1 rRNA gene is annotated in these 214 nt (G+C 33.2%); it reads left to right on the top strand.

Annotated elements, in window-relative coordinates:
* Window positions 1-141: 141 nt before the first annotated feature.
* Window positions 142-214 (top strand): 5S ribosomal RNA (rrf, locus tag ACP3VS_RS24620); the annotation flags it as partial.

Below are 214 nucleotides of genomic sequence, written 5' to 3'. Positions count from 1 at the left end.
GAATACTAATCGATCGAGGACTTAACCAAAAAGTTTGAAGCATTCAATGAACCGTTTATCCAGTTTTGAAAGAATAAAATTATTATAATATACTTGTAATTTTGATAAAATATGTTATAATAAGTATTGTCTTTCAAATAGTCTAGTGATGATGGCAAAGAGGTCACACCCGTTCCCATACCGAACACGGAAGTTAAGCTCTTTAGCGCCGATG

The organism is Lysinibacillus sp. VIII_CA (assembly GCF_049943995.1).
Taxonomy (GTDB): Bacteria; Bacillota; Bacilli; order Bacillales_A; family Planococcaceae; genus Lysinibacillus; species Lysinibacillus pinottii.
This window is presented reverse-complemented; position numbering and strand designations above follow the sequence as displayed.